This window comes from Quadrisphaera sp. INWT6 (assembly GCF_015390235.1).
Classification (GTDB): domain Bacteria; phylum Actinomycetota; class Actinomycetes; order Actinomycetales; family Quadrisphaeraceae; genus Quadrisphaera.
In genome coordinates, this window is sequence record NZ_VUOH01000006.1 from 314,573 (window position 1) to 323,328 (window position 8,756).

The 8,756-nt window shown below is 76.0% G+C and carries 8 protein-coding genes and 2 pseudogenes; 2 read left to right on the plus strand and 8 right to left on the minus strand.

Annotated elements, in window-relative coordinates; all coding sequences use genetic code 11:
- Window positions 1–7: 7 nt before the first annotated feature.
- A complete protein-coding gene (locus tag F1641_RS18900; protein WP_219729613.1) occupies window positions 8–1,291 on the minus strand; it encodes an MFS transporter in 1,284 nt (427 codons plus the stop codon).
- Between the two features lie 64 nt (window positions 1,292–1,355).
- Between F1641_RS18900 and F1641_RS23570 the strand changes: the two genes are divergently transcribed.
- Entirely contained in the window at window positions 1,356–1,982 is a 627-nt protein-coding gene (locus F1641_RS23570) for a GntR family transcriptional regulator (protein WP_206691477.1), read from the plus strand.
- Window positions 1,979–2,602, plus strand: a complete 624-nt coding sequence (locus F1641_RS18910) for a bifunctional 2-polyprenyl-6-hydroxyphenol methylase/3-demethylubiquinol 3-O-methyltransferase UbiG (protein WP_219729614.1) — start codon at window positions 1,979–1,981, stop codon at window positions 2,600–2,602. Before F1641_RS23570 ends, F1641_RS18910 begins: the two co-directional genes overlap by 4 nt.
- Window positions 2,603–2,860: 258 nt before the next feature.
- Here F1641_RS18910 and metK read toward each other — a convergent pair.
- The 7 genes and pseudogenes from metK to F1641_RS18945 all read right to left on the minus strand — a co-directional run bounded on the left by metK (window position 2,861) and on the right by F1641_RS18945 (window position 8,755).
- Window positions 2,861–4,067, minus strand: a pseudogene (gene metK, locus F1641_RS24075) (methionine adenosyltransferase).
- Window positions 4,067–5,359, minus strand: a pseudogene (coaBC, locus tag F1641_RS18920) (bifunctional phosphopantothenoylcysteine decarboxylase/phosphopantothenate--cysteine ligase CoaBC). Before coaBC ends, metK begins: the two co-directional pseudogenes overlap by 1 nt.
- 20 nt (window positions 5,360–5,379) lie before the next feature.
- Window positions 5,380–5,721 carry a DNA-directed RNA polymerase subunit omega gene (rpoZ, locus tag F1641_RS18925; protein WP_375541509.1) on the minus strand — a complete coding sequence of 114 codons (342 nt, stop codon included), beginning with the start codon at window positions 5,719–5,721 and terminating at the stop codon, window positions 5,380–5,382.
- 40 nt (window positions 5,722–5,761) lie between these two features.
- The gene (gene gmk / locus F1641_RS18930) at window positions 5,762–6,382 is read right to left on the minus strand and encodes a guanylate kinase (RefSeq protein WP_194908222.1); all 621 of its coding nucleotides are present in this window, start codon (window positions 6,380–6,382) and stop codon (window positions 5,762–5,764) included.
- Window positions 6,383–6,387: 5 nt separating this feature from the next.
- Window positions 6,388–6,702, minus strand: a complete 315-nt coding sequence (mihF, locus tag F1641_RS18935) for an integration host factor, actinobacterial type (RefSeq protein WP_194908047.1) — start codon at window positions 6,700–6,702, stop codon at window positions 6,388–6,390.
- Window positions 6,703–6,788: 86 nt separating this feature from the next.
- Complete coding sequence (pyrF, locus tag F1641_RS18940; protein ID WP_375541514.1) at window positions 6,789–7,631, minus strand: orotidine-5'-phosphate decarboxylase; 843 nt, start codon at window positions 7,629–7,631, stop codon at window positions 6,789–6,791.
- Between the two features lie 125 nt (window positions 7,632–7,756).
- Window positions 7,757–8,755, minus strand: coding sequence for a dihydroorotate dehydrogenase (locus F1641_RS18945; protein ID WP_206691478.1), 999 nt, complete (start codon window positions 8,753–8,755; stop codon window positions 7,757–7,759).
- Window position 8,756: the final 1 nt, after the last annotated feature.

Consider the following 8,756-nt stretch of genomic DNA (forward strand, 5'->3'; position numbering starts at 1 on the left):
GAGCGGATCATGGCGCCGGCACGGCCCCAGCGCTCGCCGAGCGGCGGTGCAGGGCGACGACGGGCACCAGCAGCAGCGCGAGCGCACCCCCGGCGAGGGCGAGCACCGCGAAGCCCGCCCCCGCCACCACCACGCCCGACAGGGCTCCGCCGGTCGCCCCCGCGAGGGCGACGAGGACGTCGGTGCTCCCCTGCACGCGGGCCCTGCTGTGCACGTCGGTGGCGTCGATGATGAGCGCGGTGCCGCTGATGAGGCCGAAGTTCCAGCCCAGGCCCAGCAGCACGAGCGCCAGGGCCAGCAGTGCGAAGGACTCCGCCGGCGCGAGCGCCGCGACGACGCCGGCGGCCAGCAGCGTGCCGGCCGAGGCCATCGCCACCGGCACGCGACCCCACCGGTCGACGAGGCGGCCGGTGACCAGCGACGGCAGGAACATCGCGCTGATGTGCAGGGCGATGACGACGCCGATCGCCCCCAGGCCGTGGTGGAGCCGCATGTGGACGGGCGTCATGGTCATGATCGCGACCATCGCCACCTGCGTGAGGACCATGACGGTCGCCCCGACGGCCACCCCCGACCGGTGCACGCCGCGCAGCTCGCCGCTGGCCGCACCACCGCCGCCGTCGTCCTGCGAACTGCGCAGCTGGGCCTGCTCGCGGGCCACGAGCAGCGGGTCGGGGCGCAGCATGACGACGAGGGCCAGTCCCGCCAGGGCGTACGCCGCGGCGCTGAGCGCGAACGGCCCCGCCAGCGCGGGGATCCCGACGGCGGCGGCCGCCCGGCCCAGGAGGTCGACCGACGCAGGACCGGCGACGGCGCCGAAGGTGGTGGCGACCAGGGCGGTGGACGCCGCGGTGGCACGCCCCTGGGGCGGGGCGAGGTCGGTGCCGGCGTAGCGGGCCTGCAGGTTGGTGGCGGTGCCGGCGCCGTAGAGCAGCAGCGAGGCGAACAGCAGCACCGGCGAGGCGACCACGGCTGCGACGACGACGCCCGCTCCCCCTGCGGCCCCCACCGCGAACCCGGTGCCGAGACCCACCCGGCGACCCGAGCGCTGGGAGAGCCGTCCCACCCCGTACGCGGCACCGGCCGACCCGAGGGTGGTCAGGGCGGCGGGGAGCCCGGCGACGGCGTCACCACCCAGGAGGTCCTGCGCGAGGAGGGCCCCCACGGTGACCCTCGCGGCGAGGCCCGCGCCGCCCAGCACCTGGGAGACGACGACGGCGGTCAGCGCGCGGCGGTGCAGCGCCGCGACCTCGGGGTCGGTCAGGAGCACGGGTGCGGGAGCGGCGGGCACGACTTGTATCCTAGTTGCATCCGAGAAGTCGGCGGTGCGGTGGCGCGCCAGGGAGGATGGAGCGGTGACCACGACCGCGGCGCAGCGCGCCCACGGCCACCTGAGGAGCCGGATCCTCTCCGGGTCCCTCCCGCCCGGGACGATGCTCAGCGAGGGCGACCTGGCCGCGTCCCTCCAGATGAGCCGCACCCCGGTGCGGACCGCGCTGACGCGCCTGCAGGACGAGGGGTGGGTCACCATCTACCCCCAGCGCGGGGCCCTCGTCCGCGAGCTCACGGCCACCGAGGTCAGAGAGGCGGCGCAGCTGCGCCGCGCCCTGGAGACCGCGGGCGTCCGCGACGCCGCCCCGGCGCAGAGGGCTGCGCTCGCCGGTCGGCTCACCCCGTGCCTGGCCGCCCAGGACGAGGCCTTGGACCGCGGCGACGTCACCGCCTTCACCCAGCAGGCGATGGCGTTCCACCGCGCCTTCGCCGAGCTCACCGCGAACGCGCTCGTGCTCGCCGCGTACGACCGCGTGGCCGACGTGCAGCAGCTGACGATCGCGCGCAGCGCCGAGCAGATCCTCGGTGACCCCGGTGGCGTCAGGGCCGAGCACCACCGCCTCCTGGAGCTCGCCACCGCCGGTGATGCCGAGGGCTTCACCGACCACCTCGCCGCCCACCAGGCCGCCCACCACGGGCTCCAGCCGTGAGCGCGACCTGGCGGCGGGTGGCGCGCGCCACCCGGGGCGAGCGGTACGCCGAGGCGTACGCGGAGCAGCTCCGGACGATGGCCGCCGAGGGCGCCGACGTGCACGGCGAGGCCGCGCTCGTCGAGCAGCTGGTCCCGCCGCCCGCCCGGGTGCTCGACGCCGGCTGCGGCACCGGACGCCTCGGAGCGCGGCTCGCGGAGCGGGGCTACGACGTCGTCGGCTGCGACGCCGACGAGACCATGGTCGCCGTCGCCCGGCGCGACCACCCGCAGGTGCGCTGGGAGGTCGCCGACCTGGCCGACCTCGCCGAAGCGCCGCTGGGGGCCCCGTTCGACGCCGTCGTGCTCGCCGGGAACGTCATCCCCCTGCTGGACCCGGGCACCCTGCTGGCGGCGGCCCACGGGTGCGCCGGGCTGCTGCGCCCGGGCGGGCTGCTGCTCGCGGGCTTCGGGCTCGACGCCGAGCACCTCCCGGAGGGCTGCGACCCCACGTCCCTGGCCGACGTCGACGCCGCGCTCGGCTCGGCGGGCCTGGTGCCGGGGCACCGGTGGGCCACCTGGGACGGAGCGCCGCACGACGACGGCGGGTACGTCGTCGTCGCCCACCGCCGCCCCCTCTGAGACCCCTCCCCCGTTCGCACTCTCCGCGCAGAGTGCGGTCCCGGGGGTGGCTGGTCGAGTGGTCGGCACCGTCGGCGGCTGCACCGTGGGCCCGAGTCGCCGGGGTGTGACGCCGAACGGGCAGGAGTCCCGTGGGAGGCCCCAGGGCCGCCGCGGGGGTGCTTCTGCCCGTCGGGCGTCACGGGCCCCCGCCACCAGATGCGCGGGAGCCGCACTCTCCGTGAAGGGTGCGGCTCCTGCGCGTGTGCTCGGAGGGCGTCAGGCGCCGGCAGCGGCCTTCAGCGCCGCGGCGCGGTCGGTCTGCTCCCAGGTGAAGCCGGGCAGGTCGCGCCCGAAGTGCCCGTACGCCGCGGTCTGGGCGTAGACGGGGCGCAGCAGGTCGAGGTCGCGCACGATCGCGGCCGGGCGGAGGTCGAAGACCTCCTTGATGGCGGCGGTGAGGCGGCCCAGGTCGACCGTCTCGGTGCCGAAGCACTCCACGTACAGACCCACCGGGTGCGAGGCGCCGATGGCGTACGCCACCTGCACCTCGCAGCGCCGCGCCAGGCCCGCGGCCACGACGTTTCTTGGCCACCCAGCGCATCGCGTACGCCGCGGACCTGTCGACCTTCGACGGGTCCTTGCCGGAGAAGGCGCCGCCGCCGTGGCGAGCCATGCCGCCGTAGGTGTCGACGATGATCTTGCGGCCGGTGAGGCCGGCGTCGCCCATGGGGCCGCCGATCTCGAAGCGGCCGGTCGGGTTCACCAGCAGCCGGTGACCGGAGGTGTCGAGGTCGACGCCCTCCAGCACGGGGGCCACCACGGAGGTGCGGATCTCCTCGGCCAGCTCGGCGAGGTCGACCCGGGGCGCGTGCTGCGTGGAGAGGACCACCGTGTCGAGGGAGACGGCGCGGTCGCCGTCGTACCCGATGGTGACCTGGGTCTTGCCGTCGGGCCGCAGGTGGGCGAGCTCACCGCTCTTGCGCACGGCGGTGAGCTGCTCGGACAGGCGGTGCGCCAGCCAGATCGGCAGCGGCATGAGCTCGGGGTGTCGTCGCAGGCGTACCCGAACATCAGGCCCTGGTCACCGGCGCCCTGGGCGTCGAGCGGGTCGTCGGAGTCGAGACCGCCGGAGCGCTGCTCCCAGGAGGAGTCGACGCCCTGGGCGATGTCGGTCGACTGCGCCCCGATCGAGACCGAGACGCCGCAGGAGTGCCCGTCGAAGCCCTTCTCGGAGGAGTCGTACCCGATGCCGAGGATGGTCTCGCGACGATCTGCGGGATCTCGACGTAGCCCTTGGTCCGCACTCGCCGGCGATGTGCACCTGGCCGGTGGTGACCATGGTCTCGACGGCGACGCGGCTGGTCGGGTCCTGGTCGAGCATCGCGTCGAGGATGCGGTCGCTGATCTGGTCGCAGATCTTGTCGGGGTGCCCCTCGGTCACCGACTCGGAGGTGAACAGGCGCAGGTCCGCAGCAGCGGCCATCAGAGGTCTCCTCGGGTGTTGACGGGCTGGCTGCCGGGCACGCGCATCGCGACAGCGTCCCAGACGGCGTCGGCGATGCTCTCCTTGGCGCGGGCCCCATGGCCCGCTCGGTGCCGTCAGCGCCGATGATGACGACGGTTGTTGTCGGCGGTGCCGGAAGGCCCTGCCACCACCGACCTCGTTGACCACCAGCAGGTCGGCGCCCTTGCGCTGCGCCTTGAGGCGGCCGTGCTCGAGGACGGAGCCGGTCTCGTCGCCCGTCTCGCGGCGAAGCCGACCAGCACCGTGCTGGCGGGCAGCCCGCCGGAGCGGCGCTCGGCCACCAGGCCGGCGAGGACGTCGGGGTTGCGGACCAGCTGCAGGTCTAGGCGGGCCCCGTCGTCGTCGGAGCCGCCGCTCTTCTTGATCTTCGTCTCCGCGGGGGCGGCGGGCCGGAAGTCGGCGACGGCGGCGGCCATGACGACGGCGTCCGCTCCCCCGCCCGCGCGCGCGGCGGTGAGGACGGCGTCGCGCATCTGCAGCGCGGTGCTCACCGGCACCACGTGCGCTCCGGCGGGGTCGGGCACCTCGGTGTGGGCCCGCACGTACGTGACGCGCGCACCCCGGGCGAGCGCGCGGACGGCCAGCGCGGCTCCCTGCCGGCCGGACGAGGCGTTGCCGAGGAAGCGGACCGGGTCGAGCGGCTCGCGCGTGCCCCCGGCGGAGACGACGACGTGGCGCCCCTCGAGGTCTCGCACCGGCGGGACGACGGCGGCGCCACCGCCGTCGCCGGCCAGCAGGGCCATCGCCGCGGCGTGGATGCGCTCCGGCTCGGGCAGGCGCCCGGGCCCGGTGTCAGCGCCGGTGAGCCGGCCGCTGTCGGGCTCCAGCACGTGCACGCCGCGCTCGCGCAGCAGCGCCGTGTTCGCCACCACCGCGGGGTGCTGCCACATCTCCGTGTGCATCGCGGGGGCCAGCAGCACCGGGCACCGCGCGGTGAGCAGCACGTTGGTCAGCAGGTCGTCGGCGAGCCCGTGGGCGGCGCGACCCAGCAGGTCGGCGGTCGCGGGGGCGACGACGACGAGGTCGGCCTCGCGGCCGATCCTCACGTGCGGCACCTCGTGGACGTCGCTCCAGACGTCCGTGGCGACCGCCTGGCCGGACAGCGCCGCCCAGGTGGGCTCACCCACGAAGCGCAGCGCGGCCTCGGTCGGGACCACCCGGACGGACGCCCCGCCCTCGGTGAACAGGCGCAGCAGCAGCGCCGCCTTGTAGGCGGCGATGCCGCCGCCGACACCGAGGACGACGCGCACGGCGGGCGGGCCCGAGGAGCTCAGAAGGAGCGGTCGTCGGCCGGGGCCGCGAAGGGGTCGGACGGCGCGACGGCGGCGGCCTCGGCGGCGGCCTCCTCGGCGCTGACCGGGCGGATCGTCAGCAGGCCGGCGTCGATCTCGCGCAGCGCCACGCTCAGCGGCTTCTCCTGCACGTGGGTCTCCACCAGCGGGCCGACGTACTCCAGCAGGCCCTCGCCGAGCTGGGAGTAGTACGCGTTGATCTGGCGCGCGCGCTTGGCGGCGTAGATGACCAGGCCGTACTTAGAGCCGTCAGCGGCCTCGAGCAGGTCGTCGATCGGGGGGTTGGTGATGCCCTCGGGGGCAGCGGCGGTTCCGGACACGGTCGTCCTCCAGCTCGGGGTCAGGGGTGGGCCTGCGAGCTCAGCGCGAGTGCTGCGAGCGAGCGCTCAGCGGGCCCAGACCCATGCATGATACGAGTTCGTCAGCGGCCTCGGCGACGTCGTGGTTGACGATCGTGGTGTCGAACTCGGGTTCGGCGGCCAGCTCGACGCGGGCCGTGGCCAGGCGGCGCTCCCGCTCCTCGGCCCCCTCGGTGCCGCGGCCGACCAGGCGGCGCGTCAGCTCCTCCCAGCTGGGCGGGGCCAGGAACACGAAGTGCGCCTGCGGCATCGCGGCCTTCACCTGGCGCGCGCCCTGCAGGTCGATCTCCAGCAGCACCGGCGTGCCGGCGGCCAGCGCCTCCTCGACGGGGCGCCGCGGCGTGCCGTAGCGGTGCCGCCCGTGGACGACGGCCCACTCCAGCATCTGCCCCTGCTCGACGAGGGCGTCGAAGTCGGCCTCGGAGGTGAAGAGGTAGTGCACGCCGTCGACCTCCCCGGGGCGGGGCGCCCGGGTGGTGGCCGAGACGGACAGCCAGACCTGGGGGTAGCGGCGCCGCACGTCGGAGGCGACCGTCCCCTTGCCGACAGCCGTCGGCCCGGCCAGGACGACCAGCCGCTGGGGCGTCGTCCCGGCCGGGCCGGTGGCGTTCTCGGTGCTCAGGGCTGTCAGCGGCCGAAGCGCTCGATGAGGGCGCTGATCTGGTTGGCGCCGAGGCCGCGGACGCGGCGGGTCTCGGAGATGCCGATCTCCTCCATGACCTTCTGGGCGCGGACCTTGCCGACGCCCGGGAGGGCCTCGAGGAGGGCGGAGACCTTCATCTTGCCGACGACGTCGTTCTCCTGGCCCTCGCGGATGACGTCGCCCAGGTCGCCCTGGGAGTTCTTCAGGCGGTTCTTCACCTCGGCGCGCTCACGGCGTGCCTGGGCGGCCTTCTCCAGGGCCGCGGCTCGCTGCTCGGGAGTCAGGATCGGGAGCGGCACGGACAGTCACCTCTGGGCGTCGTGGGGGAAAGTGGACTGGTGGCGAACCTAGCCAGGTCGCCTGGTCGGAGCAACGGCGGGGTGGGTCACCCGGCGTGACCGGCCTCGCCCACCAGCGCGTGGCGGCAGGCGTCGGCAGAGCGTACGGCCGTCTCCCGGAGCGCCGACACCGAGGGTCCGGCCGAGAGCACCTCGCGGCTCGAGGAGGCCAGGACGGCGCCGCGCGCGCCCCCGAAGACGCGCTCCAGGTCGGCGGGGCCGGCGCCCTGCGCGCCGATCCCCGGGGCCAGCAGCGGGCCGTGCACGGCGGCGAGGTCGAGCCCCAGGCGCTCCGCGGCGGAGCCCGTCGTCGCCCCCACCACGAGGCCGACGGAGCCGAGCGGGGCGCCGGCCTCCCGGGCCGCGGCGTTGCGCTGAGCTGCGGCGCGGGCGACGGCCGCTGCGGTGGCGAGCCCGTCGGCGTCGCGGGCGTGCTGCACCGAGGCCCCCTCGGGGTTCGACGTCAGCGCCAGCACGAACACGCCGCGCCCGGTGCGCTCGGCCACCTCCATGAGCGGGTCGAGCGAGCCGAACCCGAGGTAGGGCGAGGCGGTGACGGCGTCGCCGGCCAGCGGCGACCCCTCCCCCGCGAACGCGTCGGCGTAGGCGGCCATGGTGGAGCCGATGTCGCCGCGCTTGGCGTCGACCACGCAGAGCAGGCCGGCGGCCCGCGCGTCGGCCACGACCTGCTCGAGGACGGCGACGCCGCGCGAGCCGTGGCGCTCGAAGAACGCCGCCTGCGGCTTGACCGCGGCGCACGCCCCGGCCACGGCCTCCACGACCGTCCGGGAGAAGCGCTCCAGACCGCTCACGTCGTCGGACAGGCCCCAGGAGGCCAGGAGGGCCGGCGAGGGGTCGATGCCGACGCACAGGGGCCCGTGGGCCGCCATGGCGCCGGCCAGGCGGGTGCCGAAGGGCTCGGGCTGCTGCTCGGACCGCTGCTCGGACCGCTGCTCGGACCGCTGGTCGGGCCCCTGGTCGGGCCGCCGGTCGGCTGGGTGGCTGGGCTGCTGGCTCATCGGAGGCCCCTCCCGGGCTCGTGGGCGATGCCGACGACGTCGGCCAGGCGGGTCGCGCCCCGGCGGGCGAGCTCGGCCCCCAGCTCGCGGGCCACGCGGACCGGCGCCGACGGGTCGGCGAAGGTCGCCGTGCCGACCTGCACGGCGCACGCCCCGACGGCGATGAGCTGCAGGGCGTCCGCGCCGCTGGCCACTCCCCCGGCGCCGACGACGGGCACGTCGGGCAGCACGCCGGCGCGCTTGGCGGCCGTGAGCTGCCAGACGCAGCGCACGGCGATCGGGCGGATGGCGGGCCCGGAGGTGCCTCCGGTGACCCCCGCGAGCTGCGGGCGCAGGGTGACCGGGTCGACGACCATGCCGAGGGTGGTGTTGATGGCCGTCAGACCCGTGGCGCCGCCGTCGGTGCAGGCCCGGGCCACGGCCACCAGGTCGGTGACGTCGGGGCTGAGCTTGGCGAGCACCGGCAGGTCGGGGCGCCCGGAGGCGCGGACGGCCTCGCTGACCGCCTCGAGCACCGCGCGGGAGGCGCCCGGGTCGCACGCGAAGACGAGCCCGCGGTTGGCGACGTTCGGGCAGGAGATGTTGACCTCGAGGGCCCCGACGGCGCTCTCGCGCGCCAGGCGGGCGGCCAGCTCCCCGAACTCCTCCGGGTCTCCCCCGGCGATGGAGGCGACGACGCGCGCTCCCGCGGCCTCCAGCACCGGCAGGTCGTGCGCGGCGAAGGACTCGACGCCCGGCCCCTGCAGGCCGATGGAGTTGAGCATCCCCGAGGGGGTCTCGGCCATGCGGGGCGTGGCGCGCCCGGAGCGGGCCTGCCGCATCACCGACTTGGTGACGACGGCGCCGAGCTCCGACAGGTCGAGGTACGGCGCGAGCTCGGCCCCGGCGGCGGCGCACCCCGACGCCGTCATCGTGGGGGCCGGCAGGTGCAGCGAGCCGATCGAGGTGGACAGGTCCACCGAGGTGTTCGGGAGGTCCATGATCGCGGTGGACACG